General features: G+C 60.7%; 27 protein-coding genes. 13 read left to right on the forward strand and 14 right to left on the reverse strand.

The window, feature by feature from the left end; all coding sequences use genetic code 11:
- Positions 1 to 206 precede the first annotated feature (206 nt).
- The 5 genes from trmB (at position 207) to LG409_RS03035 (ending at position 6,938) form a co-directional block, all read left to right on the forward strand.
- The gene (gene trmB / locus LG409_RS03015) at positions 207 to 872 is read left to right on the forward strand and encodes a tRNA (guanine(46)-N(7))-methyltransferase TrmB (protein ID WP_227407590.1); all 666 of its coding nucleotides are present in this window, start codon (positions 207 to 209) and stop codon (positions 870 to 872) included.
- Between the two features lie 75 nt (positions 873 to 947).
- Entirely contained in the window at positions 948 to 2,426 is a 1,479-nt protein-coding gene (gene dacB, locus LG409_RS03020; protein ID WP_227407591.1) for a D-alanyl-D-alanine carboxypeptidase/D-alanyl-D-alanine endopeptidase, read from the forward strand.
- A gap of 25 nt (positions 2,427 to 2,451) precedes the next feature.
- Positions 2,452 to 2,823, forward strand: coding sequence for a diacylglycerol kinase (locus tag LG409_RS03025; RefSeq protein ID WP_016916107.1), 372 nt, complete (start codon positions 2,452 to 2,454; stop codon positions 2,821 to 2,823).
- A 110-nt stretch (positions 2,824 to 2,933) separates the two neighbouring features.
- Complete coding sequence (glnE, locus tag LG409_RS03030) at positions 2,934 to 5,900, forward strand: bifunctional [glutamate--ammonia ligase]-adenylyl-L-tyrosine phosphorylase/[glutamate--ammonia-ligase] adenylyltransferase (protein ID WP_227407592.1); 2,967 nt, start codon at positions 2,934 to 2,936, stop codon at positions 5,898 to 5,900.
- Positions 5,901 to 6,044: 144 nt separating this feature from the next.
- Positions 6,045 to 6,938 carry an AEC family transporter gene (locus tag LG409_RS03035; protein WP_039182898.1) on the forward strand — a complete coding sequence of 298 codons (894 nt, stop codon included), beginning with the start codon at positions 6,045 to 6,047 and terminating at the stop codon, positions 6,936 to 6,938.
- Between the two features lie 37 nt (positions 6,939 to 6,975).
- Here the strand turns inward: LG409_RS03035 and LG409_RS03040 are convergent, their stop codons facing one another.
- A complete protein-coding gene (locus LG409_RS03040) occupies positions 6,976 to 7,359 on the reverse strand; it encodes a hypothetical protein (protein ID WP_096921484.1) in 384 nt (127 codons plus the stop codon).
- A 205-nt stretch (positions 7,360 to 7,564) separates the two neighbouring features.
- On the opposite strand from LG409_RS03040, the gene LG409_RS03045 reads away from it, so the two are divergent.
- Positions 7,565 to 9,187: a BCCT family transporter gene (locus LG409_RS03045; protein ID WP_144979484.1), complete on the forward strand. Its 1,623-nt coding sequence runs from the start codon at positions 7,565 to 7,567 to the stop codon at positions 9,185 to 9,187.
- Between the two features lie 41 nt (positions 9,188 to 9,228).
- On the forward strand, positions 9,229 to 9,381 hold the full coding sequence (locus LG409_RS03050; protein WP_157779947.1) for a hypothetical protein: 153 nt from the start codon (positions 9,229 to 9,231) through the stop codon (positions 9,379 to 9,381).
- A 38-nt stretch (positions 9,382 to 9,419) separates the two neighbouring features.
- Here LG409_RS03050 and LG409_RS03055 read toward each other — a convergent pair whose 3' ends face one another.
- Genes LG409_RS03055 through LG409_RS03065 form a run of 3 tightly spaced genes read right to left on the reverse strand, consistent with a single transcriptional unit; the run spans position 9,420 to position 12,200 of the window.
- Positions 9,420 to 10,661, reverse strand: coding sequence for a GGDEF domain-containing protein (locus LG409_RS03055; protein ID WP_227407593.1), 1,242 nt, complete (start codon positions 10,659 to 10,661; stop codon positions 9,420 to 9,422).
- 20 nt (positions 10,662 to 10,681) lie between these two features.
- The gene (locus tag LG409_RS03060) at positions 10,682 to 11,377 is read right to left on the reverse strand and encodes a substrate-binding periplasmic protein (RefSeq protein ID WP_227407594.1); all 696 of its coding nucleotides are present in this window, start codon (positions 11,375 to 11,377) and stop codon (positions 10,682 to 10,684) included.
- A gap of 34 nt (positions 11,378 to 11,411) precedes the next feature.
- Positions 11,412 to 12,200, reverse strand: a complete 789-nt coding sequence (locus LG409_RS03065) for a substrate-binding periplasmic protein (RefSeq protein ID WP_227407595.1) — start codon at positions 12,198 to 12,200, stop codon at positions 11,412 to 11,414.
- Positions 12,201 to 12,362: 162 nt separating this feature from the next.
- Between LG409_RS03065 and LG409_RS03070 the strand changes: the two genes are divergently transcribed.
- The 3 genes from LG409_RS03070 (at position 12,363) to LG409_RS03080 (ending at position 14,471) form a co-directional block, all read left to right on the forward strand.
- The gene (locus LG409_RS03070; RefSeq protein ID WP_227407596.1) at positions 12,363 to 13,688 is read left to right on the forward strand and encodes an MFS transporter; all 1,326 of its coding nucleotides are present in this window, start codon (positions 12,363 to 12,365) and stop codon (positions 13,686 to 13,688) included.
- Between the two features lie 16 nt (positions 13,689 to 13,704).
- The gene (locus tag LG409_RS03075) at positions 13,705 to 14,220 is read left to right on the forward strand and encodes a retropepsin-like aspartic protease family protein (protein WP_096921480.1); all 516 of its coding nucleotides are present in this window, start codon (positions 13,705 to 13,707) and stop codon (positions 14,218 to 14,220) included.
- Between the two features lie 71 nt (positions 14,221 to 14,291).
- Positions 14,292 to 14,471, forward strand: a complete 180-nt coding sequence (locus tag LG409_RS03080) for a PLDc N-terminal domain-containing protein (RefSeq protein ID WP_039181690.1) — start codon at positions 14,292 to 14,294, stop codon at positions 14,469 to 14,471.
- Positions 14,472 to 14,566: 95 nt separating this feature from the next.
- On the opposite strand, the gene LG409_RS18625 is transcribed toward LG409_RS03080, so the two are convergent.
- A complete protein-coding gene (locus tag LG409_RS18625; RefSeq protein ID WP_016916118.1) occupies positions 14,567 to 14,698 on the reverse strand; it encodes a hypothetical protein in 132 nt (43 codons plus the stop codon).
- A gap of 227 nt (positions 14,699 to 14,925) precedes the next feature.
- On the opposite strand from LG409_RS18625, the gene LG409_RS03085 reads away from it, so the two are divergent.
- The gene (locus tag LG409_RS03085) at positions 14,926 to 15,684 is read left to right on the forward strand and encodes a winged helix-turn-helix domain-containing protein (protein ID WP_016916119.1); all 759 of its coding nucleotides are present in this window, start codon (positions 14,926 to 14,928) and stop codon (positions 15,682 to 15,684) included.
- Positions 15,685 to 15,701: 17 nt separating this feature from the next.
- Positions 15,702 to 17,324: an ATP-binding protein gene (locus tag LG409_RS03090; RefSeq protein ID WP_096921479.1), complete on the forward strand. Its 1,623-nt coding sequence runs from the start codon at positions 15,702 to 15,704 to the stop codon at positions 17,322 to 17,324.
- Here the strand turns inward: LG409_RS03090 and LG409_RS03095 are convergent.
- The 3 genes from LG409_RS03095 to hemB form a co-directional block, all read right to left on the reverse strand.
- Positions 17,296 to 18,225 carry a LysR family transcriptional regulator gene (locus LG409_RS03095; RefSeq protein ID WP_227407597.1) on the reverse strand — a complete coding sequence of 310 codons (930 nt, stop codon included), beginning with the start codon at positions 18,223 to 18,225 and terminating at the stop codon, positions 17,296 to 17,298. The two genes, LG409_RS03090 and LG409_RS03095, sit on opposite strands and share 29 nt — an antisense overlap.
- 144 nt (positions 18,226 to 18,369) lie before the next feature.
- Positions 18,370 to 20,580, reverse strand: a complete 2,211-nt coding sequence (ppk1, locus tag LG409_RS03100) for a polyphosphate kinase 1 (protein WP_227407598.1) — start codon at positions 20,578 to 20,580, stop codon at positions 18,370 to 18,372.
- Between the two features lie 115 nt (positions 20,581 to 20,695).
- Positions 20,696 to 21,703 carry a porphobilinogen synthase gene (hemB, locus tag LG409_RS03105; protein WP_039181676.1) on the reverse strand — a complete coding sequence of 336 codons (1,008 nt, stop codon included), beginning with the start codon at positions 21,701 to 21,703 and terminating at the stop codon, positions 20,696 to 20,698.
- A gap of 185 nt (positions 21,704 to 21,888) precedes the next feature.
- Between hemB and elbB the strand changes: the two genes are divergently transcribed.
- Positions 21,889 to 22,548: an isoprenoid biosynthesis glyoxalase ElbB gene (gene elbB / locus LG409_RS03110; protein ID WP_227407599.1), complete on the forward strand. Its 660-nt coding sequence runs from the start codon at positions 21,889 to 21,891 to the stop codon at positions 22,546 to 22,548.
- A gap of 84 nt (positions 22,549 to 22,632) precedes the next feature.
- Here the strand turns inward: elbB and tatC are convergent, their stop codons facing one another.
- Genes tatC through LG409_RS03140 form a run of 6 tightly spaced genes read right to left on the reverse strand, consistent with a single transcriptional unit; the run spans position 22,633 to position 26,836 of the window.
- Positions 22,633 to 23,424 (reverse strand): twin-arginine translocase subunit TatC, encoded by a 792-nt coding sequence (tatC, locus tag LG409_RS03115; RefSeq protein WP_144979492.1) that lies wholly within the window; start codon positions 23,422 to 23,424, stop codon positions 22,633 to 22,635.
- Positions 23,421 to 23,837, reverse strand: a complete 417-nt coding sequence (gene tatB / locus LG409_RS03120) for a Sec-independent protein translocase protein TatB (protein WP_039181667.1) — start codon at positions 23,835 to 23,837, stop codon at positions 23,421 to 23,423. Before tatB ends, tatC begins: the two co-directional genes overlap by 4 nt.
- A gap of 3 nt (positions 23,838 to 23,840) precedes the next feature.
- On the reverse strand, positions 23,841 to 24,122 hold the full coding sequence (tatA, locus tag LG409_RS03125) for a Sec-independent protein translocase subunit TatA (RefSeq protein WP_039181664.1): 282 nt from the start codon (positions 24,120 to 24,122) through the stop codon (positions 23,841 to 23,843).
- A 24-nt stretch (positions 24,123 to 24,146) separates the two neighbouring features.
- A complete protein-coding gene (locus LG409_RS03130) occupies positions 24,147 to 24,500 on the reverse strand; it encodes a phosphoribosyl-ATP diphosphatase (protein ID WP_016916129.1) in 354 nt (117 codons plus the stop codon).
- 54 nt (positions 24,501 to 24,554) lie between these two features.
- Complete coding sequence (ubiB, locus tag LG409_RS03135; protein ID WP_096921474.1) at positions 24,555 to 26,177, reverse strand: ubiquinone biosynthesis regulatory protein kinase UbiB; 1,623 nt, start codon at positions 26,175 to 26,177, stop codon at positions 24,555 to 24,557.
- Positions 26,174 to 26,836: a ubiquinone biosynthesis accessory factor UbiJ gene (locus LG409_RS03140; protein WP_039181658.1), complete on the reverse strand. Its 663-nt coding sequence runs from the start codon at positions 26,834 to 26,836 to the stop codon at positions 26,174 to 26,176. The genes ubiB and LG409_RS03140 overlap by 4 nt, the downstream gene beginning before the upstream one ends.
- Between the last annotated feature and the right edge of the window lie 28 nt (positions 26,837 to 26,864).

Here is a 26,864-nt window from a genome sequence, read left to right on the forward strand (position 1 = left end):
GTAAGTGTGACAAGCCGGGTTCCTCGTGGTGCGGTGGTGTTTAATGACAATTATCGCCAGGAGGCCGTTTCACAGCGCCTGTCCTGAGCTTAATAGTGAGCTTGAACATCGACTCTGGCGTGATCATAGCACCGGGCGAGCAACGGCGTCATGCCGCGCAGCCGGGAGACTGGTAGAATCACGTTTTTTTTCATGCAGAGGATGTCATGCAGCACACCTCACGATCGGTGACTTCCAACCAACCGGGGCCACACCAGGATGTGGTGCGGCGCGTTGAGCGTGCCTTGGCGCATCCGCTGCGCAAACCCATTGCCGACCATACTCGCCTGGCTTTCGAGCAGGCGGAGGCCTGGCGGCGACAGCATCCCGCACCGTTGATCATCGATGCAGGATGCGGGGTCGGGCTATCGACCCGCCGTTTGGCGCAGAGGTTCCCTGATCACTGTGTGATCGGCGTTGACCGCAGCGCTGATCGGCTGGGGCGAGATCACGGCGAGCTGCCGGGCAATGCGCTGCTGGTGCGCGCTGACCTGGTGGATTTCTGGCGTTTGGCGCGGGAAGCCCAGTGGGCGCCCGTGCGCCACTATCTGCTCTATCCCAACCCTTATCCCAAGTCGTCCCACTTGAAAATGCGTTGGCATGGTCACCCGGTTTTCCCCACACTGTTGGCGCTGGGTGGGCGGCTGGAGCTGCGCTCGAACTGGGACCTCTACGTGGAGGAGTTTGCCCAGGCCGTACAGGTGGTCACTGGGCGTGAGGCGGCGGTGGCCCAGGTAACGCCCAACGGCGACTATCTGACGCCGTTCGAAGCCAAGTATGATCAAAGTGGCCAGGCGCTATGGCGTTTGACCATCGATTTAGAGCGGCCGTAGCGAGTCTCTTCCTGAGCATGGCCAGCGTTTTCCACGATGAATCTGTATTGATACTGTGCATTGAGGTAGTCCAACGTGACGTGTTTTTTTAATTTACCTGCGCGCTGGCTGCGTGGCAGTGTCGTGGCGGGTATCGCCAGTGCCGCACTCTGCGCCAGTACCTCCCTGTGGGCGGATTTCACTCGGTTGAGCCAGCTGGAGGCCAAAGGGTTTTCGGTGAGTGCCGAGGCGCGTCTGCTGGAGGGGGAGAGCCCTGGTGAGCTGCTGTTGGGAAGCCTGAACCCCGAGCGTCAGCTGTCGCCTGCGTCGGTGACCAAAGCTTATATGGCGGCAGCACTGCTCAACCGCTTTGGCCCCCAACACCGCTTTACCAGCCAGCTGGTGAGCACCGCGCCGGTGGAGAATGGCGTGCTTCGCGGCGATCTGGTGTTCGAGGGTGGCGGTGACCCTGGGCTGACCAGCGAAGACCTCTGGCGACTGGTGCAGCGCCTGCAGCTGGCAGGTGTCGAGCATGTGGACGGTGCGTTGGTGGTCAGCCAGTGGCGCTTTGGCCCGGTGGAGTGCATCACCACCGACCGCTGCAACGCACGCACGCGGGTCGCCAATGCTTACAGTGCGCCGCTGACCTCGGCGGGGGTCAACTTTGGTACCTGGTGCGTCAATGTGGCGCCCGCTACCACTGCTGGGCAGCCCGCGCGCACGGGCTTGTGCGACAGCGCCGCGCCGCTGATCGTGATCGACAATCAGGTCGTCACGCGCTCGGCCAATAGCGGCACGGAAATCAGCGCAGAGCGGATCACCGATGAGCGTGGCGACGTCATGCGCCTGACCGGGCAGATTTCCACCAACGCGGCGGCCCGGGATGTCTATCGTGGGGCTGGCGATGCGGCTGAGCAAACGGCACAGCTTCTGCTGGCCATGCTGAATCAGGCGGGGGTGACGGTACGTGACCCTTGGCGAGTGGGCTCGACGCGTCCGCCCGGCGAAGCGCGTCGTCTGGCGGCCGTCGACGGTCAGCCGTTGCAGGAGCTGCTGCTGCGGACGATGAACTATTCCAACAACTACATGGCCGATGTGCTGGCGCTGAACCTGGTGGAAACGCCCCAGGCACAGCTGCGTCAGGCGGGGCAGGCCATCGAGGCCTATGCCCAGGGGCTGTCTGGCCACGGCCCGATCACGCTTTCCAGCGGTAGCGGCTTGACCACGGACAACCGCACGTCGGCCCATGGTACCAACGTGATGCTGGAAGACATGTACCGTCAGAGCGCGCTGTTTCCGAGCTTCGTGGCATCGTTTCAGTCGCCTGCCAACGGAGTGATGCGCTTCATTCGCCGCGGTTCGCCCACGTTCCAGAATAACGTCATGCTCAAGACCGGTACGCTGAATCAACCCTTTGCCGTGCGCGCAGTGGCGGGCTATTTCCGCACGGCGCAAGGGCGCTGGGGAGTCTTCAGCGTACTGGTCAACGGCAGCGGCAGTACCCCTTATCTGAGCTGGCCGGAAGTGCTCGACCCGCTCTCCCTGGATCTGGATGCCATGATCCTGGCTAATTAATCAACGTGCAGACGAGACAACGGGCATGAAGCCACAACACACCGGGTTAACCCATCTGGTTCACTCCACGCGCTACTCATGGAAAGGCCTGAAGGCCGCGTTTCGAAACGAAGCCGCCTTCCGTCAAGAGTTGGCCATTGCCGCCGTACTGCTGCCGTTTGCCTGGTGGATCGGCGAGGGCCCGGTCAGCTGGCTGCTGCTGGTGGGCAGCCTGCTGCTGGTACTGATCGTGGAGCTGCTGAACAGCGCCATCGAGAACGTGGTGGACCGTATTGGCACCGAACATCACGAACTCTCTGGCCGTGCCAAGGATATCGGCTCGGCGGCGGTCATGCTGTCACTCATCATGGCGGGGCTCACCTGGGGCCTGTTAGGCTGGGAGAAGTGGCTGGGCTGACCCGCTCCCATGGCCCAGACAAGCAATGAAAGGCCAGCAATGACAGACCCGTAATGACCGACCAGCACTGAGTCGTGTCACTTCGACGTGCGTTAGGCGCAGAGGTAGATATGCAGACACCGCAGGCTCTCTTTTCCACCACCACGCTGCCTGACGCACTGTCAGGCTCGGCCGCCGACGCTCGGCAGCGCCTCGTGGATGCCCTGGCACAGGCCGACAACCTGGCCTCGATGACCGGCAAGGCACTGCCCTCTGGGCCATGGCATGACCTGCCAGAGGCGCGTCGTGAAGCGCTGGCCCGCGTGGTGACGGTCTCGACGTTCGCATTGGAAACCCTGGCGCGCTTTCCCCACTGGCTGGCCGAACTGGAGGCTTCTGGGGAGCTGGACCGCGCTCCCGACAAGGCGACGCTCGTGCAGTGGCTGCACGACGCCCTGGCAGGCTGCGAGGAGGAAGAGAGCCTGCAGCGTACCCTGCGCCGCTTTCGCCGTGCCCGTATGCTGGGCATCGTCTGGCGTGACCTGAATCGGCCTGCAGGCGCCACCATGTGGCAGACGGCGCAGTCGGTTTCCTGGCTGGCAGAAGTGTGCATCGAGGCGGCACTGGGTTGGCTGGAAAACTTTTACGCCTCCCGGTGGGGGCTGCCTGACGTGCGAAGTGATGGCTCACCCCAGCGGCTGGTGGTGCTGGGCATGGGCAAGCTGGGCGCGGGCGAGCTGAACCTCTCCTCCGATATCGACCTGATCTTTGCTTTCCCCGAAAAAGGCGAAACCCAGGGAGGGCGCAAACCCCTCGAGCATCAGGAGTATTTTACCAAGCTCGGCCAGCGCTTGATTGCTGCCCTGGATGCCATGACGGCCGACGGCTTCGTGTTTCGCGTGGACATGCGTCTGCGCCCGTTGGGCGACGGTGGACCGCTGGTGGGCAGCTTCTCGATGCTGGACAGCTACTATCAGGATCAGGGGCGTGAGTGGGAGCGTTACGCCATGCTCAAGGCGCGCCCCGTGGCAGGGGATATCGACGCCGGGCAGACGCTGCTGGCGAGCCTGCGCCCGTTTGTCTATCGCCGCTATCTGGACTTCGGCGCCATCGAGTCGTTGCGCGAACTCAAGGCGATGATCAACCGGGAAGTCAAACGCAAGGGCATGGAGAGCAATATCAAGCTGGGGCCCGGGGGCATTCGCGAAGTCGAGTTCATCGTGCAGGCGTTTCAATTGATTCGCGGTGGGCGAGATACCGAGCTGCAAGTGACATCGCTGTACACGGCCCTCAATCGTCTGCCTGAACTGGGCTTGCTGCCCACTGCCGTGGTGGACGAGCTGCTGCCGGATTACGCCTTCTTGCGTGATCTGGAACATGCCATTCAAGCCCTGGAAGATCGCCAGACCCAGCAACTGCCCACCGATGACGATGATCGCGAGCGGGTTGCCTTCGCGCTGGGCTACGACGGCTGGTCATCCCTGCAGGAGCAGTTGAACCGCGTGCGTGAGCGGGTGCGTCGACACTTCGATGCCGTGATTGCCGACCCCGAAGAAGAAGCCGACGAGCCGCAGAGCGAAAACGCTCTGGCGCAGTGGCGCTTGCTGTGGCGCGAAGAGCTGGAACTCGACGAGGCGCAGGCCTTGCTGGCCGGGGCAGGGTTCCATGAGCCGGAGCGAGCCCACAAGCGGTTGGTCAGCCTCTACCACTCACGGGCAGTGCAGAGCATGCAGCGCATAGGCTTCGAGCGGCTGGACGCTCTGATGCCGCTCCTGCTCGAGGCGTTGGCCAGCAGCGACGCGCCGGACACGGCATTGGCGCGGGTGCAGCCCTTGATCGAGGCCGTGCTGCGGCGGACGGCCTATCTGGCGCTGCTGCGTGAAAACCCCCATGCGCTGGAGCATCTGATGCGGCTCTGCTGCGCCAGCCCCTGGATTGCCGAGCAGCTGGCCAGATACCCCATCCTGCTCGATGAGCTGCTCACTCCGGACACGCTCTACACACCTGCCGACAAGGCGCGTCTTGCCGACGAGCTACGTCAGACGCTCAATCGCCTGCCCGAGGATGACGAAGAGGCGCAGCTGGAAGCACTGCGGGTATTCAAGCACGCCCAGATGCTGCACGTGGCGGCATCGGATGTGGTCGGTACGCGGCATCTGATGAAAGTGAGCGATTACCTGACCTTCATTGCGGAAGTGATTCTGGAAGCGGTGCTGGCCATGGCCTGGAAGCACTTGGCCCGCAAGCATGGCGTGCCCCCTGGCTGTAATAACCGTGAGCCGGCGTTTCTGATCATTGGCTATGGCAAGCTGGGCGGCATCGAGCTGGGCTACGGCTCGGATCTCGATCTGGTGTTCCTGCACGACAGCGACGGCAAGGGCGCCACCGATGGTCCGCGTTCGCTGGACACCCCGGTCTTCTTTACTCGCCTGGGGCAGCGCATCATTCACCTGCTGACGGCCATCACGCCTGCGGGCAGCCTTTACGAGGTGGATATGCGGCTGAGGCCTTCGGGCAACGCTGGCCTGCTGGTGACCTCGCTGGAGGCTTTCGCCGACTATCAGCGTCAGAATGCCTGGACCTGGGAGCACCAGGCGCTGGTGCGGGCCCGCGTAGTGGCGGGCAGTGACGCACTGGCCGCTCGCTTCGAGACGCTGCGTGGTGCGATTCTGGGCGTCGAACGTGCTCAGGACACCTTGCGCAGCGATGTGGTCAACATGCGCCACAAGATGCGTGACCATTTGGGCAGCAAGGGGGCGGCCAATACCGTGAGCACCGAGGGCACCTTCGACTTGAAACACGATTCGGGTGGCATGGTGGACATCGAATTCCTCTGCCAGTATGCCGTGCTGGCCTTTGCCCACCAGACGCCCGCGTTGCTGACCTACAGCGACAATATCCGCATTCTGGAAACCCTGGCCGACAGCGGGCATATCACCCCCAGCGAAGCCGAACAGTTGAAAGAGGCTTACCTGGCTTACCGCAGCCGTACACACCGGGCCGCGCTGACCGGCGAAAAGGCCGAAGGCGATGCCCGCGAGCTGGCGAGCCATCGTCACGTGGTGGCAGACCTGTGGCAGCGTTTTCTGGGCGCCTGATCCACCAAGGGCTAATGGGCAGCCGCCATGCAGAAAAGATAGGCTGAAAAAGATAGCCTGATAAGCAGTAGCCTGATAACAACAAGGACGACAGGACATGCATGCCACAACCCCAGCGGGCTCGCCGGTTCGGCAGGGCTGCCCATGACCGGCCACATACTCGCCACGCTGCTGCCGGTGTTCCTCATTGCTGGCTGCGGCGCTGCCTACGGGCGCTACCGCAGCCCCGACATTGGCAGCCTGAATACCCTGAACATGGAGCTGTTCGTGCCGCTGCTGGTATTTGCCGTACTGGCAGACCGCCAAGCGCCGCTGGCCGACTATGCCTGGCTGGCAACGGCGGCTGCCCTGGTGGTGCTGGGTTCCGGCCTGGTGCTGTGGCCAGTGGCCAAGTGGCTCTCGCTGGACATCAAGGTCTTCCTGCCGCCCATGATGTTCAACAACTCCGGAAACATGGGAGTGCCGCTACTGGTGCTTGCCTTTGGGCCCGAGGCGCTGCCCGCTGCCGTGGTGGTGTTCATCATCGAAATGCTGCTGCATTTTTCGGTAGGGCTCTACATGCTGGACCCGCGTACTTCCCTGTGGCGGATGCTGCGCATGCCCATCGTGGCTGCCAGTGTGGCAGGGCTGCTGGTCAATGTGGGGGGAGTGGCACTGCCCAGTTGGCTGTTGGAAGCCATGCACATGTTGGGAGGTATCTGTATCCCGCTGATGCTGTTTGCCTTGGGGGTACGGCTGCTGGAGATCGATTTCAGCGACTGGCGCACAGGGTTGCTGGGTGCCGTGCTGTGCCCGCTGTCGGGGCTGGTGGTTGCCTTGCCCTTGATGTGGCTACTGCCGTTGAACTCGCTGCAGACCGCCGTGCTGCTGGTATTTGCAGTGCTGCCCCCGGCAGTGCTCAACTATCTGGTCGCGGAACAGTACAAGCTGGAACCACATAAGGTGGCTTCGCTGGTACTGATCGGTAATCTGGGCAGTCTGGTGGTCATGCCGCTGGCGCTGGCAGCGGCCTTTGCCTGGATACAAGCACCACCCTAATGAAGAGAATGAAGTGCTTACCAGATGGCGTGCCGACTCAGTGGCGCGGCTCGTCCTTCACTTCATAGCTGCCTTCCAGAACGTCCTGGTGTGGGCGATGGCCATGAGATGTCTGGTTTTGGGAAGAGGCATGACGTTGAGAGGCATAGCCACCACCGATATCCTGAGCCTGCTCGGCACGCATCTGTTCCATGCGCTTTTTCATCTTGTGGCGCACGAAGGGCATCATGGCCCAGCCGATCAGCAAAAATATCAGGCCCAGTACCATGCCGACGATCATCAGCGCCCCGAAGGCAAGCCAGGTCAGCAGCAGCTTGACGCTGCCCATGACGCCAGTGGGGCGTGACTGAGCAGCTCGGGCGCGCCACTGGTGCGCAGCTTGCCAGGCAGCATTACGTTGATCGCGATTCATCTGTGGCATATATGCCTCCATCGTTCGTTTGCCTTTATTGGAACATACCCCGGTAGGCAAGTTCACTCTTGCAATCTGCATTTGGCTGATTCGTAAATGAGTAAACGCTAATTGTGCGGTGTGAAGCGCCTGACATGCGACTTCCCACATTGAGTGTTAGGATTTATGCGAGCGCACAAAAGTGTTTACCAAGTTCATTAACCAGGGTGGTGATATGACGAACCATGGAGGTAAGTCGGTATTTGTCGCATCAGCGATCATTATTTTCGGCTTGGTCATTATTGGTGCAGCCTTTCCAGAGGCCTTTGGCAATGCCGCCGAAACGGCACTGACAACCATTACGGAACTGTTTGGCTGGTTTTATCTGTTTTCGGTGTTTGGCTTTGTGGTTTTTCTGGTCGGACTTGCCTTGAGCAAATACGGCAAAGTACGTCTTGGCCCGCAGGACAGTACACCCAGCTATAGCTTTTTTTCATGGATCAGCATGCTGCTGGCGGCCGGTTTTGGGGTAGGCCTGGTGTTCTACGGAATGGCCGAACCCATGTCGCATTACATCGAACCCCCTTACGGCGACGTTCCTGCAGAAAGCGAAGCCGCTGCCCGTTACGCCATTCAGTACAGCTATTTCAATTGGGGCATCCACCAGTGGGCGGCATTTTCGGTCGTGGGACTGATCATTGCCTACTTTCAGTTTCGCAAAGGCCAGGCGGGGTTGGTGTCGTCGGTTCTCTCTTCGGTTACCGCAAAACATCCACGAGTGCGCCCCTACGCGTCCTGGCTGGATGTGTTTGCGGTCGTCGCCACGGTCATGGGGGTCGCGACCTCGCTGGGGTTGGGCGTACTGCAGATGAACGGTGGCTTGAACGCCGTTTTTGGCTTGCCTGAGAACGGCTGGTGGCAGTTCGTGATCCTGCTGGTGATGTTCTGTGCCTACATGGCTTCTACCTGGTCAGGGCTGGATAAAGGCATCAAGCGGCTATCCAATCTCAACATGGTGCTGTGCATCGGCTTGATGGTCTATGTGCTGGTTACCGGGCCGACGGTCGCCATTCTGGAAACCATCACGCTGGGGATCGGGGATTATCTGCAGAATTTCATTGGCATGAGCCTGCGTATCTCTCCCTACAGCGACAACGAATGGGCCAGCAACTGGACGATCTTCTACTGGGCCTGGGTGATTGCCTGGTCTCCTTTCGTCGGCACCTTCGTGGCTCGGGTTTCCCGTGGGCGTACGATCAAGGAGTACGTGTTTGGCGTGCTGTTCGTCCCGCCTTTGCTGGCTTGCCTGTGGATCGGCGTATTTGGCGGCGCTGCGTTGAACATGGAACTCAACGGGGATGTGGGCCTGGCGGCGGCCACGGAAGCGAATATCACGGTGGCGCTGTTCGAGATGTTTGCCCTGATGCCGTTTTCCGGTGTGCTGTCGGTCATTGCCATGATGCTGATCTTCATTTTTCTGGTGACCTCGGCAGACTCGGCGTCGTATATCGTGGCGCAAATGACCGATAATGGTTCCATCAATCCGCCGTTGTACAAGCGGATTATCTGGGGCGTGCTGATCGCGGCGATTTGTCTGACGCTGATCGTGGCCGGCGGGCTCTCCGGGCTGCAGTCGGCAGCGGTGCTGTCGGCGCTACCGTTTACGTTCATTTTGTATATGATGGTAGTCGTCCTGGTGCGCGAGCTGCGTGCCGACCGCAAAGCCATGCTGACTCAGCTGTATCGGCGTCACGGGGAAACCCCGGTGGGGGCAGATGCCTTCGAGGCCGAACTGCTGGGTGAAGAGGAGCGGCTGCGTCGTGCGCCCAATGTGGTGAATCGGCGTATCAACAGCTAGTCAACAGCGTCAATCATAGAGGAAGCACCAATGGAGCAGGCGTGCTGATGGCCAGACAGGGACGTCACGGAGCCACGCGAAGGCAGCCCAAGGGGATGGCCTTCGACCGCTGGCTGGATCGCATCGTGACGGTGGCAGTGGTGACTGCGATGTTGGTGGGGCTTTCCGCCGTACTGGCGCACTGGCTGCTGTGACGAGCCCAGCGGTGTGGTGCCATTGCAAAAACGCCCGGCTAAGCCGGGCGTTTTTGCGTTTCGATGCGGTTTCGTCCGCGACGCTTGGCATGATAGAGCTGCTGGTCGGCGCTGCTCAGCAGGTCGTCATGACCCAAGGGGTGGTCGGGGGTGGTCGTGGCGATGCCCATGCTGGCGGTCAAGTGCGAATGCGTGGTGGAGTAGGCATGGGGGATCGCCAAGTCCAGGATTGCTTGACGCAGACAGCCGGCGATCTGCATGGCCTCTTCGGCCCCCAGGCCTGGTAGTACACAGACGAACTCTTCCCCGCCGTAACGGGCCAACAGGTCCCGGTGCGGGTTTATGCAGCCGTTGAGCGCTTCGGCCACGGCGCGCAAGGTATCGTCGCCCATGGCATGACCGTAGTGGTCGTTGAACTCCTTGAAGTTGTCGATATCGATGAATATGACAGACAAGGGCTGGTGCTGGCGCGCACAGCGCTGCCACTGCTTGGCCAGAAACATGTCGAAATGGCGGCGGTTGGCGACGCCGGTGAGGCCGTCGTACTGTGACAACTGGTGAAGATGGTCGCGCTGCTCCAGCCCTGACTGGAATTCACGCAGCAAATGGTCGAGGCTCTCTACCAGGTGCCCCAGCTCATCGTTGCGGTGCCAGGCCAGGGTGGGTTTTGGCCACTGGCCGGGGCGAGTGGGGTCGGTATGGATGATGGCCGCATGTACCTTGAGCAGCGGGCGCGTGATGAAGAAGTGAAAGAAGACAATGACCAGGCTGCTCAATAGAAACGCTTCGATCATGCTTCTTCCCACGACGGAGTAGCCGCGTTCCAGAAACTGGCTGGCCAGATAGCTGTCATCCAGCGAGAGGACGATTTCACCGACGATGGCTTCCGGCGCTCCGCTGCCCATGTAGTAACTCAGCGGCATCGCATGATGAATGATATCGCCGAACAGCCGCTTGCCCAGCCAGCTGTCGGGCCGGGGGTCTTGCATGTCAAAGGCTGCCAGCGCGCGGCCGAAGTCGTCACGCACGGCCACCTGGGCAATGTCGTTGCCATTGAAGAGCCCATAGGCAATCTGGTGTGCCAAGTCCGGGTTGAGCTGAAACGCGGCCTCGGCAGCCGCTCCGTTGACGATGGCCAGCTGTTGCGAGGTACGCTGTTTGACCTCTTCACGCATCGTGCTGGCATGGCCCACCAGCTCCAGGCTGCCTGCAATGAGGCTGATCACCAGCGCAATCATCAGGGTCAGCAGCGCCTGCTTGAGAGTGAGTCGGCCACTCATGAAGGGTCTCCTGTCAACGCTCACGGCGCTGGCTCCTGTGTCGGCGCTGGGGGCGTGTCCAGATGGCGTTGCAGCAGGCGGGTGGTTTCAACACCTACGCTAGGGTGGCAAGCCAGGTACAGCGGGGCATAATAAAAGGTAAACAGGTGCTGTACTGCCAGATTCTGAGCGTTGGCCAGGTACTCGGCCGTGGCACGCCCGGTGACGATCACGTCCAGCAGTCCTGCGCCCAGGCGCGCCATGTTTTCACGTTCACTCGGGGCTCGTAGCACGGGCACACCCTGGCTCTCCACGTAATCGCCGACAGCGTCTTCCCGGAAGCTGCCCACCCGTTTGCCTTGCAGGTCCGCCAACTGAGTGGCGTCCAGCGGTACCGGCGGCGTGGCCAGACTGAAAGCCGACCACTCGTTGATGACCAATGGCCCCACCCAGAGGAACTGCTGCTCGCGTGCGGCGGTGCGCGTGGTGGAATACACGCAGTGATGGTCACGCAACTGGGCTTCGGTATAGGCGCGTGCCCAGGGCAGCAGGCGGAACTCGGCATCGATCCCGGCGTGCATGAGCGCATTACGGAGTTGCTGAGTCGCCGAGCCGACCACGACGCCCTGATCGTTGTGATAATTGAACGGAGGGTACTCTTCCGTATTGATGGTCAGTGGTGGCAAGTGGGCAAACGCAGGGGAGCTCAGCCAACCGCACAGCCCCAGCATCACCATGCTGCTTCTCCAGAGGAGTCGTCGCCAACGCTGTCTAGCCATCATGGTATGCCTGTGTGACTGCCGAGTAAGCGTTCACCCGCTCCAGCGCCTGCTGCAACTGCGTTACCAACTGCGGGTCGGTGTCAGTGTTCAGGGCAAAGTATAGATAAGATTCGCTGAGTGTATATAAAGAAGTCACTACCTCGGCACGATAGCCTTCCTGTTCGGCGATCCAGCGAGCCACATCCTCGCTGTACGCCCATAGGTCGACCCGTTGGTGCAGCAACATGTGCAGTGCGCTGCGATTGTCGATGGCGGGGCGAATCAATCGTTCCGGGTAACCCGCCTCGATCAACGCCTGGGCGCCAATGTCTTCACGGATGACGGCCACGCTCAGGCCCTGCTGTATGGCGTCTTCCAGGGAAGTGACAGGGTGCAGGGCGCCTTCTGCCGCCAGCAGCACCACTCGGTCTCGGGCAATGGGGCCAACCCAGTGAAAGCGTGGCTCTCGGGAAGGGGTGCGAGTGGTGGAGAAGAGCACGGTATTGGGGCGGTTCAAGGCAATTTCGTAGCCTCTTACCCAAGGAAAATAACGGATGGTGTCACGCTTGAGAGGGGTGCTGGTGTGCGCCAGCATGGCCTCGAGCAGGTCCACCGAGGTGCCCTTTATCTCGCCTGCCTGGAGATAGTTATAGGGGGGGTACTCTTCGGTAATGAACGTCAACCCGGCAAGCGAGGCAGGTGGCGCATCGGCAAACGCAGACAATGAAGCAAGGCAACTGCCCAGCCACACTGAAAGTACAGCTCCCCCTCGTTTGTTGATCAACTTGCCGAGTCCCATCCTGGTGTGTCCCTGTCATTATATAATCCAGCAAAGTTAGAGTAACTTGATAGCGCTGTCACCTCTATTCTGTTAACGCTTTTATGGCGGTATTGCATTTGGTGCTGCTAATCTTGAGCTTCTTTCCACGCGAGTACTTTTATGCTGCCCAGTGCTGCTCCAATGGCTAAAACGCCTTACGCTTCCCGCCGGGAAATTTTCGGCTGGGCAATGTTCGATTTTGCCAATCAAGCCTACACGTTATTAATTATTACCGTGGTTTTTGGCGAGCTGTTTACCACCGTCATTGTGGGTGACCGCAATGATGGCTATCGGCTGGCCAACTTTCTTTGGAGCCTTGCGCTGGCGATCAGTTATCTGATGGTAGTGGTTAGTGCTCCCTTGTGTGGCGCGATCATGGATTACCGTGCCGAGAAAAAACGCTTTCTGTTCTTCAGCTATCTGGCCACGGTGCTGACCACCGCCATGCTCTATTTCGTGGCGCCGGGCTACGTGGTGCTGGGGTTATTGCTGATCGTGCTGTCGAACTATGCCTACTCCATGGGGGAGTCGTTCATTGCTGCCTTTCTTCCCGAGCTGGGTCCACTGGATGCATTGGGGAGAATTTCCGGGTTTGGCTGGGCGTTAGGCTATGTGGGAGGACTGGTGGCTGCAGGTTTCACGCTGATGGTGCTGGGGGAGGCGACGGCGGATAATTTCGAGCGAATCCGCTGGGTGGGACCCTTCGCAGCCGGGTTCTTCCTGTTGGCGGCAATCCCTACGTTCCTGTGGCTGAAAGAGCGTGGCATACCGCAGCCCGCTGGCGTCCCTTACCGTCAGATTGCTCGGCAGCGGATCATGGGCACCTTTCATGAGCTGCGTTACTTCAAGGATTTGAGCATTTTTCTGGTGTCGCTGCTGTTCTCCATGGCCGGTGTTTACATCATCATCGCCTTTGCCTTCATTTACGGTGCACAGGTCATTGGCTGGGATGAGAGCATACGCAACATCATGTTCATCATCGTCCAGGTGACTGCGGCCACCGGGGCCATCGGTTTTGGCTTTTTGCAGGATCGCCTGGGTGCCAAACGCACTTATCAGATGACCCTTGGGCTATGGGTAGCCGCCATCGTCGCCATATGGGCCACGCCGGAACTCACGGCCTGGTTGAATGGCCGTTTCGGGCTGGAGTGGCAGGCGCAGCATCTCTTCCTGTGGGTAGGCTGCCTGGCGGGCTTGAGCCTGGGCTCCAGTCAGTCCGCCAGCCGCGCCCTGGTGGGGGTCTTTTCCCCGTTGCCCAAATCCGCCGAGTTCTTTGGCTTCTGGGGCCTGGCCAACAAGCTGGCAGGCGTCATGGGGATCGTCATGCTGGGTGTGTTGCAGGCTTTGATAGGCCTGCAGGCTTCCATTCTCCTGTGTGTGGTGCTGTTCATAACGGCTATGCTGATTTGTATGTTCGTGAATGAGCGCCGGGGTCGCGATGCTGCGACGGCCTGGAAAAGCTCCTGATGTCGCGAGGTAAAGCATGACGACAGCCAAGTCGCAGCGAGGCGGTATCGTCATGATGCTGCTGTTCTGGGTGCTGCTGATCGCCGTGGGCACCTGGTGGATACAGGGGGGGCTCGAGCAGATGCTTTACCCCAATGCCCAGATCATGAATACGTCGCCGGAGAATGGCCCTGTCACGCTCAAGCGCAACCGTGCCGGACATTTCGAAGCGCCTGGTGAGATCAACGGCGAAAGCGTCACGTTCTTGCTGGATACCGGCGCGACCTATGTGGCCGTGCCTGGGGAGCTGGCATCGCAGTTGGGCCTGGAGCCGGGGCGGCGCGCCTGGTTCAATACCGCCAATGGCCGGGTCGAAGGCAGCCTGACCCAGTTGGATGAAGTGGTGCTGGGCGGCATTCGCATGAGTAACGTGCAGGGCTCCATCAGCCCAGGCATGGAGCGAGATACCGTCCTGTTGGGCATGAGTTTTCTGAATCATCTGGCCATCGAGATTCGTGGTGGGGAAATGATTCTGCGTGTGCCAGAACCTTGAACCAAACTTGTGCGCTTGCCTAACATGTGCTTAGCTAAATGCTCACGGATGCAACCCACCAAGGAGAGATCATGGGTATTGAAGTCGGCGGTTTGTTAGGTTTGATTTGGCTCGTCATTGTCGTGTGGGCCATCGTCAAGGTCGCCAAGAGTTCGGCAGGCGGTCTTGCCAAGTTGCTATGGATTATCGTGCTGCTGATGTTCCCGCTGGTGGGCCTGATAGCCTGGTTCCTGCTGGGGCCCAAAGGGTAGCGTGCTCGACGGCTAGTACGACTGAAGGCAAGTATTGAAAAAGGCAGGCCCAATGGGCCTGCCTTTTTGCGATCAATGCGATGGACGCGCTCGAGTCAGCTGTTACTATCGCTGGGTGGGGCCTTGTAATGCCCCGGGATTTTCAACTTCTCACCGTTGGGCAGATCGCGCACTTGGGTGGGTACATAAACACGCTTGATCACACTTTTTGCCTTGCCATTTTCCATGGCGATATCCTCCTGCCACATTGTCGACAGTTGCGCCTTCACATTAGCGCTTGATGGTGGAAGAATCAAGCCACCCACGGAAACGTCAGGGAGATGGGTACTGAACGTTGATCAAAGGGCAGGCGTTACCTCGGTTTTAGGGTATCCTGAAAGCGGTCACAACCTGCGGTTGCAGAGGGGGTGTGCGGGTGACAACACAAACTGCCTAAGCGGAGTGAAGGAAAAGGATGGTGGATCACTTGGAACAGCAATTTCAAGCACTTGGGTCGCAGGAGGCGGTAACGCCCGACTACCCCGACCAGGATCATGTGCTGATTATTGAAGATGATCAGCGCTTGGCGGAGCTCACCCGTGACTACCTGGAAGCCAACGGCTTTCAAGTGACGATCGAGGCGGATGGTGCCAAGGGGGTAGATCGTATCCTGACGCTGCAGCCGGATCTGGTGATTCTGGATCTCATGCTGCCCGGTGAGGATGGCCTGGCCATCTGCCGCCGCGTGCGGCCCAATTTCGCCGGGCCGATCATGATGCTCACCGCGCGCACCGACGACCTGGATCAGGTGCTGGGGCTGGAAATGGGCGCCGATGACTACGTACCGAAGCCGGTACAGCCGAGGGTGCTGCTGGCCCGTATGCGTGCCCTGTTGCGACGTGCCGACGGCCCTGCTCCCGATGGTGAAATGCGCCTGAAGTTCGAGAACCTGGAAATCGACAATGCCACCCGCGAGGCCTGGCTGGCAGGTGATCGGATCGATCTGACCAGCGCCGAGTTCGACCTCTTGTGGTTGTTGGCACGTAATGCTGGGCGGGTACTGACGCGTGAAGAGATTTTCAGCGACCTGCGCGGCATCAAGTACGATGGTCAGGATCGCTCGATCGACGTGCGGGTCTCCCGTATCCGACCCAAGATTGGCGATGACCCCAATCAGCCTCACCGGATCAAGACGGTGCGTAGCAAGGGCTATCTGTTCGTCAAGGACAGCTAACCAGGAGAGGTCGCCCAATGCGGCGAGTGCTGAGTCACGGCTCGTTCTTACGTTTTTATCTGCTGCTCGGGCTGGCGCTGTGCGTGGTGTTCCTGATTGCACTGGGGGGACGCTCGTTCATCGAGCAAGTGCGTCGGGAAGATTACCGAGAACAGCTGGCTGCGTTGCCCATGTCGATGATGACTCAGCGCCTGGCCAGCGTGGCAGAGGACGAGCGGGAAGCGCTATTGGGTGAGCTTGCCGAACGGCTTGGCATGCAGTTGGCGCTGCGTCGCATGGCGGATACGCCGCTGGGCTACTTCGAGCGCACACGTATCGAGCGAGGCAACGTGCTGGTGGAGGAGCCCCCCTGGCAGCTGCGCCAGCGCCTGCCAGGTTCGTCACGCCAGCACGAGGCATGGGTGCTGGAGGCGAATTTTGCCGCTTGGGGCGAGCGCCAGTGGCAGGGGACCTTGGTAGCGCTGGGCGAGTGGCTGGCGGATATGCCGCCCTCAGAGCGTACCCAGGCGCTGGGGCACTTGCGTTCTGGTAGCTGGCCATTGACGCTGCTGAGCGCACCACCAGAAGACCTGACCGCCGAACAGCGCTTTCAGATGACACTGGGGGGTGTCATCACTCGGCTGATGTCCGACAAGCTCGCCATCACGCTGGTCTACCAGCTCCCCGTCCCGCCGGGTGACACGCCCCAGTGGCTACAGGCAGGCCCCGTCACGCGGGGCGATACGCTGCCGCTCAACTTGCATCTCCCCTTGCTGGTCGGCCTGATGGCCGTGCTCAGCCTGATCGTTTATCTGATCATGCGCAGTATCGAATCACGCATGGCGCGACTGGAGCTGGCGGCAACCCGCATCGCCAGTGGCCGCCTGGAAACCCGTGTAAAAGTGGAAAGCGGTGATTTTCTCGGCCGTGTCGGCATGGCTTTCAACGGTATGGCCAATCAGGTGCAGAGCTTGCTCCGTGGCCAGCAGGAGATGATCCGCGCGGTCTCCCATGAGCTGCGTACCCCGGTGGCGCGTATCCGCTTTGCTGTGCAGATGGTGGAAGACATGACCGACCAGCCAGCCATTCAGAGGCAGCTGCAGGGTATCGATGCCGATATCGCCGAGCTGGACGAACTGGTCGATGAGATTCTGACCTATGCCCGGTTGGGGGGAGACACCCTGCACGGTGCCGAGCTTGAAATGAGTCTGGTCGACTGCCGTGCCATGGCCAACCGGGTCATCGATACCCTGGCCCCGCTGCACGCAGGCCTCACGCTTGAGCTCGACCCTGGCCCAGACATCGAACTGCTGGCCGAGCCTCGCTATCTTCAACGGGCGCTACAGAATCTGGTCGGCAATGCCTGTCGTTACAGCAAATCACAGGTGATCATTCGGCTCTGGGATGAACCCCACCTCGTGCGCATCGACGTGGAAGACGATGGGCCGGGCATACCGCCGGAAGCTCGTGCCGATATCTTCAAGCCGTTTGCCCGGCTGGACGATAGCCGAGCCCGCAGCTCGGGCGGGTATGGCCTCGGGTTGTCCATCGTGCAGAAAATCATGAGTGGCCATGGCGGCAGCGTCACCGTGGACAGCAGCCCAGCGCTGGGCGGTGCCCGCTTTACCCTGCTCATTCCTCGTCGCGATTCGCCGGCCTGATCCCGGAGAGTACCGCAAAGGAGGTCTCCTGAGCCGTGCGTAAAAAGTCCTGCATCCACGGCGCCTCCATGGTCTCTTCACGAATGGCCGCGTACAGCGTGCTCCAGATACCCTGTTCGCCCAGCTTGACGGCACTGACGTAGTGGCGCTCCAGATACTCGGTCAAGGCCCAGTTGGGCAGCGCGCAAACCCCACGGCCGCTGGCCACCAGCTGCATCATCATGATGGTCAGTTCGGCCGTACGAATCTCCTTGGGGCGCACATTGGCGGGCGTCAGAAATTGGGTGAAGACGTCCAGTCGTGACTGCTCCACCGGGTAGGTGATCAACGTCTCTTCGGCCAGGGCGGCGGGCAGAACATAGGCACTGCCCGCCAGGTGATGCTGTCGGGCTACGGCCAACAACCCCTCGTAACGAAACAATGGCTCGTAGTGCACCCCTTCCAGCGGCTGAGGGTCGGCGGTGATGACCAGGTCCAGCTGCTCGCGTGCCAGGGCAGGTAGCGGGTCGAAATGGTGGCCGCTGGGAATGTCGATTTCCACCTCCGGCCAGTGATCACGAAAATAGTCCACGGTGGGCATCAGCCACTGAAAGCAGCTGTGGCATTCGATGGCCATGTGCAGGCGTCCCTGCTCGGTGCCTGCCAAACGCGCCAGGTCCCGCTCGGCCTTGCGTACTTCGGGCAAAATGTCATCGGCCAGCGCCAGCAGGCGCAAACCGGCGCGGGTAAATTCCACGGGGCGCGTCTTGCGCACGAACAGCGCGCTATCGATACGGCCTTCCAGGTCTTTCAACTGGTGGGAAAGCGCCGACTGGGTGAGGTGCACGCGCTCGGCGGCTTCCACCAGCGACCCCGTTTCCCTCAGCGCCAGTAGCGTGCGCAAATGGCGTAGCTCAATCATGGTGAGTATCTGTCATAGGTAATGAAACAGCTTGGCTGTTATTCAGCGTCACATATGACAGTGTCGCATACCCTCGAACATTCCCCTATCCAGACGCCCCCTGAGTTTCCAACGGTGGCGGCCACTCAGGGTGCCTGGGCGTCGTCAGCTCTTCGTGGCGTAAGCGTAGAGCAGCGTTTCCTGGGCGCTGATGGCATCGCCGTGGCCAGGGTCCTGGAGCTGGTAGCTGCCATCGCTCTGCAGTAGCCAGCTCTGGCAGTTATCGACCAGGTAGGTCTCCAGGTCCTTGCGCACCCGGGTGGCGAGCTTCTTGTCCAGCAACGGGAAGCAGGTTTCCACGCGGTGGAACATGTTGCGCGACATGAAGTCGGCGCTGGAGCACCAGATTTCCGGTTTGCCGTCGTTATGGAAGTGAAAGACTCGGGTATGTTCCAGAAAGCGGCCAATGATCGAGCGCACGCGAATGTTGTCCGACACGCCCGGCACGCCGGGTTTCAGGCAGCACATGCCGCGAATGATCAGGTCGCACTCCACGCCCGCCTGAGAGGCTCGGTAAAGCGCCTTGATCAGCTTGGGCTCGGTCAGCGAGTTGCACTTGATGATGATATGGCCACGTTTGCCCTTGCGGGCGACCTGGGCTTCCCGGTCGATCATTTCCACCAGCCGCTCGTGCAGCGTGAACGGTGCGTGCAGCAGCGTATCGATCTTGCGCGCGCGGCCCATGCCCGAGAGCTGCTGGAAGACCTTGTGCACGTCGGCACACAGCGCCTTGTTGGCGGTCAGCAGGCTGTAGTCGGTATACAGCTTGGCGGTCTTGGCGTGGTAGTTGCCCGTGCCCAGGTGCGCATAGTGACGCAGCTCGCCGCGCTCACGGCGGACGATATGCAGCATTTTGGCGTGGGTCTTGTAGGCCATGATGCCGTAGATGACGATGGCCCCGGCTTCCTGCAGGCGCGAGGCGAGCTGCAGGTTGTCTGCTTCGTCGAAGCGTGCCCGTAGCTCGATGACCACGGTGACCTCTTTGCCCTGGCTGGCGGCTTCTACCAGCGCGCTGACGATGGAGGAGTCGGCCCCGGTGCGGTAGAGCGTCTGCTTGATCGCCAGTACGTCCGGGTCGCGTGCGGCTTCGCGCAGCAGGTCTTCGATGGGGGAGAAGGCCTGGAAGGGGTGGTGCAGCAGAATGTCGCTTTTGGCAATGGCGCTGAACAGGCTGCCGCCCTTCAAGCCCTTGGGCACGCTGGGGGTAAACGGGCGATAGAGCAGCTCGGGTCGGTCCACGTCGCCCAGCACGGCCAGCATGCGGGTCAGGTTCACCGGGCCCTGCACACGATACAGGTCGTCGTTGTCCAGCTCGAACTGGCGCAGCAGGAAGTTGATGAGGTCGTCCGGGCAGTTATCGGCGACCTCCAGGCGTACGCCGCTGCCATAGCGGCGTGCCAGCAGCTCTCCGCGTAACGCCGATGCCAGGTCGGAGACCTCTTCGGGGTCGACGCTCATGTCCGCATTGCGGGTCAGGCGGAACTGGTAGCAGCCGCGCACGCGCATGCCAGGGAACAGCTCCTCGGCATGGGCATGGATGAGCGAAGACAAAAAGACGTATTCGGTGTAGCTCTCTGCACACAGCTCCTTGGGCAAGGCCATCAAGCGAGGCAGCGAGCGCGGTGCGGGCAGAATCGCCATGCCGCCAGCCCGGCCAAAGGCATCTTTGCCCTCCAGCTCGACGATGAAGTTGAGGCTTTTATTGACAAGTCGCGGGAACGGATGCGAGGGGTCCAGGCCGATGGGACTGATGACCGGCATGATCTCGTTATCGAAAAACTCACGCGCCCAGGCCTTTTGCGCCTCGTTCCACTGGTCGCGACGACGAAAGCGCAGCCCCTGAGCCTCCAAGGCGGGCAGCAGGGTGTCGTTGAGAATCGTGTACTGGCGGGCGATTTGCTGATGGGCAATGGTTGAGATTTCTGCCAGCACGGCTTTGGGCAAACGGCCATCTGCCGCGGTGGTGTCATCGCCCAGCGCCATTTGATGTTTGAGCCCTGCGACCCTGATTTCGAAGAATTCGTCCATGTTGGACGAGAAGATCAGCAGGAACATAAGGCGGTTCAGCAGCGGGTGCGCATCGTCCAGCGCCTGCTCCAGCACGCGAATATTGAACTGCAGGTGCGAAAGCTCTCGATTGAAGTAGAGCTGTGGGTCATCCAGGTTGGCTTCCGGGAGTACTTCACGGGCCTGTACTCCTGTCGGTGTACGGTTGACCCGTAAAGGCAGTACCTCGGTACTGTCGCTAACGAAAGTCTCGTTACCGGGCACTGCACTGCTGACATCGGTGTTGGAATCGGCTGAGTTGTCTTCCATGCTGGCCCCCTGCGGTAATGGCGCTTGCCCATGCTGCTTGTTATAACGCGAATTGTGTCAAGTATGCAGGGGGAAGATGACAAACAGGTGTCACCGATTTGTCATCTTGATGGCGTCAGCGCTGCAAAAGACGCGCCGCTTCCAACGCGAAGTAGGTCAATATGCCGTCGGCACCTGCCCGTTTGAAACACATCAGCGATTCGAGAATCACCGGCTCTGCGGCCAGCCAGCCGTTGTCGAAAGCCGCGCGGTGCATGGCGTACTCACCGCTCACCTGATAGGCGAAGGTCGGCACCTGCAGCTCGCTTTTGACACGCCGCACCACGTCAAGGTAAGGCATGCCTGGCTTGACCATCACCATGTCGGCGCCTTCGGCGATGTCCAGCGCCACTTCGTGCAGTGCTTCGTCGCTGTTGGCGGGGTCCATCTGATAGGTGCGTTTGTCGGCCTTGCCCAGGTTGGCGGCGGAGCCGACGGCATCCCGGAAGGGGCCGTAGTAGTTCGACGCGTACTTGGCGCTGTACGCCATGATGCGCACGTTGTGCAGCTGCTCCTGCTCCAGTACCTGGCGAATCGCACCAATCCGGCCATCCATCATGTCGGAGGGGGCCACGACGTCGGCGCCGGCTTCCGCATGAGAAAGAGCCTGCTTGAGCAGCGTGTCCACCGTACGGTCGTTTTGCACGTAGCCCTGGGCATCGAGAATGCCGTCCTGACCGTGGCTGGTGTACGGGTCCAGCGCCACATCGGTGATGATGCCAAGCTCTGGCACGGCTTCCTTGAGGGCGCGCACGGTGCGCTGTACTAGGCCACTGGCATTGTAGGCTTCTTCGGCCAGCTCGCTTTTTTGCTCGGCGCCGATCACCGGAAACAGTGCCAGGGCCGGTATGCCCAGGGCATGGGCCTCCTTGGCTTGCTCGACCAGCAGGTCGATGGATAGACGCTCCACGCCGGGCATGGAAGCCACCGCTTCACGCTGATTTTCGCCTTCCAGCACGAACACCGGCAGAATCAGGTCGTTGGGTGTCAGGGTCGACTCCTGCATCAAGCGGCGTGAGAAGTCGTCCCGGCGCATGCGGCGCATTCGGGTGGCGGGGAAGTGGCGCGGGCTTGAGGTGTTCAACGGCTCTCTCCAGACAGTCTCGAAAAGGGTGCCCCACGAGCATTGGCCAACAGCGCGGTCAACTCTCTGGGCGTGGGTTGAGTATATCAGTCATGCCATGCAGCGAAAGCCGCCTTGTGGCCGCAGGGCAGACTGACTAAAGTGAGTCACTCAGCCATTCGCATGGCTTCGACAAGGAGAGAGGTATGACCAAGCAGGTAGCGGTGGTATTAGCCGGCTGTGGCGTGTTCGACGGTTCGGAAATCTACGAAACGACCCTGACACTGCTGCGTCTGGATCAGTTGGGCATCGGGTATCGCTGCTTTGCACCCGATGTAGAGCAGCACCATGTCATCAACCACCTGGATCAGACGCCGGTGGAGGGTGAGCGACGCAATGTGCTACAGGAGTCGGCCCGTCTGGCGCGTGGCGAGATCAGTCCGATCACCGAGCTGGTGTCCGATGACTTCGATGCGGTGATCGTGCCTGGCGGCTTTGGCGTTGCCAAGAACCTGTCCGACTTTGCCATGCAAGGCGACGAGATGCAGGTGCTGGAAAGCGTCAAGGAGGCGCTGGCAGGGTTCAAGGAAGACGCCAAACCGATTGGCTTGATGTGCATTGCCCCGGTCATGGTGCCACGGCTGCTGGGGGATGGCATTGCCGTGACGGTAGGGCATGACCCCGGTGTGGCGGGTGCGATCAGCGCCATGGGGGGGCTGCACCGTAGCTGCGGCGTAGGAGAGATCGTCGTGGATCTCGAACATCGCGTGGTCACCACGCCTGCCTATATGCTGGCAACGCGTATCAGTGAAGCCGCCACGGGCATCTTCAAGCTGGTGGACCGTATCGATGAAATGATGGGCTAGGCTGGCAAGCCCGCCCGTAGGGAAAAAGCCTCTGTCATCGTGGGATGACAGAGGCTTTTTAATGGCCGTCAGCATTCACTACGGCTAGTCGGTCTGCTCTTCCTCGGCCTGCGCTTGCTTGGCGTTTCTGGGCTTGCGCACCAGACGGCCAAACAGCAACCCCACTTCGTACAACAAGTACATGGGAATCGCCAGCAGGCTCTGAGAAATCACATCGGGTGGCGTCAGCAGCATACCGACGACAAAGCACCCCAGAATGATATACGGGCGCTTTTTCGACAGGCTTTCCACGGTCGTCGCGCCGGAGAGAATCAGCAGGAACGTGGCGATGGGTATTTCAAAGGCCACGCCAAACGCAAAGAACAGCTTGAGCACGAAATTCAGGTACTGGTTGATGTCGGTCATCACCGCGACATTTTCCGGCCCCGTTTGGGTAAAAAACTCGAACAGCAGCGGAAACACCACGTAATAGGCAAACGCTGCCCCGGCATAAAACAGCGCTACGCTGGAAACGAGAATCGGAATGGCCAGCGCTTTCTCGTTATCGTAAAGCCCCGGCGCCACGAAGGCCCAGGCCTGGTGCAGCACGAAAGGAATGGCAATGAAGACCGCCACCACCAGCGTCAGCTTGAAAGGTGCCAGGAAGGGCGAGGCGACCTCGGTGGCAATCATCTGGGAGCCTTCGGGCAGCAGTGCCATCAGCGGCTCGGCCACGAAGGTGTAGATATCGTTGGCAAAGGCATAGAGCCCCAGGAAAATCACCAGGATCACCACAACCGCCTTCATCAAGCGCGAACGCAGCTCGATCAGATGCTCGATGAGAGGCGCCTGGCCCTGGTCGTTTTGCGGTGGCTGGGAGTTGCCAGACATGCTCATGAGTGGGGTCTATCCTTTTGATCGGCCGTATCGGTGTCGCTCGGCAGGTCTTCACGCACGGTCTGCAAAGCGTCATCCAGTCGTGCGCTGGCCCTGGCCACCCGCTGTTCGGTGTCTGCCTGGGCGGAAGGCTGGGCAGACGAGGCTGAAGGGGCGTCAGCAATGCTCTCGACATCCTGCTTGGCTTTTTTCAGGCTGTCATCGAGCTTTTTCTGCTGCTCATTCAGCTTTTGCCGCAGCTCTTCGGCTTCCAGTTGGGCACTGATTTCACGCTGCATACCGGATACCGTGCGCTTGATCTTGCCGATCCATAGACCCGCCGTGCGCGCCGCCTTGGGCAGGCGTTCCGGGCCCAGCACCAGCAGTGCCACGACGCCGATGAGCATGAGTTCAAGAAAGCCGATATCCAGCATGGGTTATTTGCGCTCTTCGTTGCGGTCGCCAGAGTGAACGTCTGCCGCTGGCTTCTGCTCAGCTTGAACGTCATAGGTGTTGCCGTTCTCTTCGTGGGCGACCTTGGCCTGAGGCTGGTCAGAGGGCTTGTCGCCGTCCTTCTCTTCCTCGTGCATGGCTTTCTTGAAGCCCTTGACCGCGCCGCCCAGGTCGGTGCCCACGTTACGCAGTTTCTTGGTGCCGAAAATCAGGATGATGATGCCCAGAACAATCAGCAGCTGCCAAATACTGATACCACCTAACATATGCGTTTCCTCATGGATGCAGGGTTAACGTTGTGATCGGGACGCTTTTTCGTCGTGACCAGAGATTCCAAACCGTCGCGCAAGCTCGTCCAGCACGGGCTGATGGTCCAGGTCCAGATGCGACAGCATGACCAGGCTATGAAACCACAGGTCGGCCGTTTCGGCGATCAACGCTTGACGGGCCTGCTCATCGCCGTGCTCGGCATCCTTGGCGGCCAGCAGCGTTTCGGTGGCCTCTTCGCCCACTTTCTCGAGTATCTTGTTCAAACCCTTATGATGCAAGGAGGCAACATAAGATTCTTCTGGTTGCGCATGGCGACGCTGTTTCAAAACGTCGGCCAGAGCGTCCAGTACGGGAGCTTGGTTGGCATCTGTCATGGTGTTCTCGTTATTCATCGCAATAGAGTGTCATCCGGCACGCGCTGGAAAGGTTCACTGCCAGATCAGCAGCAGCAACCCGACCCCGGCAGCTGCCAGAATCGGCCAATCCTGGGTGGCGGCCCAACTGCTCAGCGGCTGCCAGGCAAGCGCGATGGCCACTAGTGCCAGACCGATGCGCAGCCGATGCTGGCGTTTGCCCTGTTGTTTCAACTGGTGGCGCATCTGGCTGAGCGCGGTGACCTGCTGATGCCGCTGGCGGTGTTCATGTTCCATGCGGCTGAGCGCCTGATGTGCCAGCACCGGCAGCTCTGGCAGCTGATGCGAAAGCTCCGGCGCCTGGCGCTTGAGCGATGCCCAGAGCCCGCCGATACCCGCGCGCTCTCTCATCCACTTCTCCAGGTAGGGCTTGGCGGTGCTCCACAGGTCCAGCTCCGGGTAGAGCTGACGCCCCAGCCCTTCGATGTTGAGCAGGGTTTTCTGCAGCAGCACCAGCTGCGGCTGAACTTCCATGTTGAAGCGTCGCGCCGTTTGAAACAGCCCCAGCAGCACCTGCCCAAAGGAAATATCCTTCAGAGGCTTTTCCAGAATCGGTTCGCACACGGTACGAATGGCCGCGGCAAATTCGTTGGCACGGGTGTTCTCGCCCACCCATCCCGACTCGATGTGCAGGGAGGCCACCTCGTAATAGTCCTGATGGAAAAAGGCCAGCAGGTTGCGCGCCAGGTAATCCTGGTCTTCCCGGGTGAGGCTGCCCACGATACCGCAGTCGATGGCGATGTACTGGGGGTCGTCCGGGTCGTCACAGTTGACGAAGATATTGCCGGGATGCATGTCCGCGTGGAAGAAGTTGTCCCGGAATACCTGGGTGAAGAACAGCTCCACGCCGCGCTCGGCGAGCTTTTTCAGATTGGTGCCGCGGGCCCGCAAGGTCTCCAGGTCGGCCACCGGTACGCCGCGAATGCGCTCCTGCACCATCACGTGTCGCCGCGTGTAGGGCCAGTAGATGGTGGGCACGAAGAGGAGCGGCGAGTCCTTGAAATTACGCTTGAGCTGAGAGGTGTTGGCCGCCTCCTTGTAGAGGTCCAGTTCGTCGAACAGGGTGGCTTCATAGTCGCGAATGACTTCTACCGGGCGCAGGCGTCTGGCTTCGGGCACTTTGGCCAGCAGCTTCGCTACCTGGTACATCAGCCCCATGTCCTGACGCATGATTCGGTCGATGCCGGGGCGAATGATCTTGACCACTACCTCTTCGCCACCGTGCAGGGTGGCGGCATGCACCTGGGCAATGGAGGCCGAGGCGAGGGGCACGCGGTCGAAGGCCGCAAAGGCCTCCACCAGGGTCATGCCCAGCTCTTTCTCCACCCGGGCCGCTGCCAATTCGCCAGCAAAGGGCGGCACCTGATCCTGCAGGCGTTTCAGCTCGTCGGCAATGTCTTCCGGCAGCAGGTCGCGGCGGGTCGAGAGCATTTGGCCGAATTTGATGAAGATCGGGCCCAGTGCCTCCAGCGCCAGTCGCAGGCGCTCGCCGCGACTGCGGCTTCCCACCGGCACCAGTTGGAGGGGCGAAAAGCGAGTCAGTAGCCGCAGCCAGAGCGGCATGCGCTCGGCAGGTACGAGGGTATCCAGGCGATGCCGAGTCACTACCCAGACGATCTTGAACAGCCGCAGGCTCATTCGCTCGGCTCCTCGGGCGCATTGGCCTTGGCCAACTGCGTGAGACGCCGATTCAGGCGCTGCAGTCTGGCATCCAGGCGGTCGGTGGCGATTTCCAGCTCGGTGAGGTGGTCGCGCAGCACGTCGCGCTGCTGGCGGCCCGGCAGCAGGCGTGCCTCTTCGAAGACATACTCCGACACATCCTGCAGTAGCTCGTCCTTGGCGCGTAGCCCCCAGCGTGCCGCGCGGCGCAGCCCTTCGGCCAGCGAATGGGCAGGCATGTCGCCCAGCCAGTGTGCCAGCTCGCCTTCCCAGTCGACCTCCAGGTCCAGCAGCAGCTCTCGGGTAGCTTCCAATAAGTGGACATGCCCCCGAATGGCCAGCTTGCCCTCGAACATCAGCCGCTCCACGGAGGCGCCGCTGAGCCACTCCGAGAGGGTTTCCGGGGTCAGTTCGACCACCGCATCGACGTCGCTTTCATCGACGTCGTCGCCGTGCTGCAGGTCCAGTCCGGCATTGTGATAGCAAAGCAGCAGCGCCAGCTGTGGCTTTTCCAGACGCACCAGCAGACGGCTGCCCGCCAGTGCGGCCAGCCGCCCAGGGGCAGCAGGGTCACGGGCAAGCAGTGCGTTCAGCGTTCGTTCACAACCGGCCAGCAGCAGGGTCGGGGTGACTAGCATGCGGGCCTCGTCGTCCGGTGGGTCAGCG

It is taken from the genome of Halomonas sp. NyZ770 (assembly GCF_020616575.1).
Taxonomy (GTDB): domain Bacteria; phylum Pseudomonadota; class Gammaproteobacteria; order Pseudomonadales; family Halomonadaceae; genus Vreelandella; species Vreelandella hamiltonii.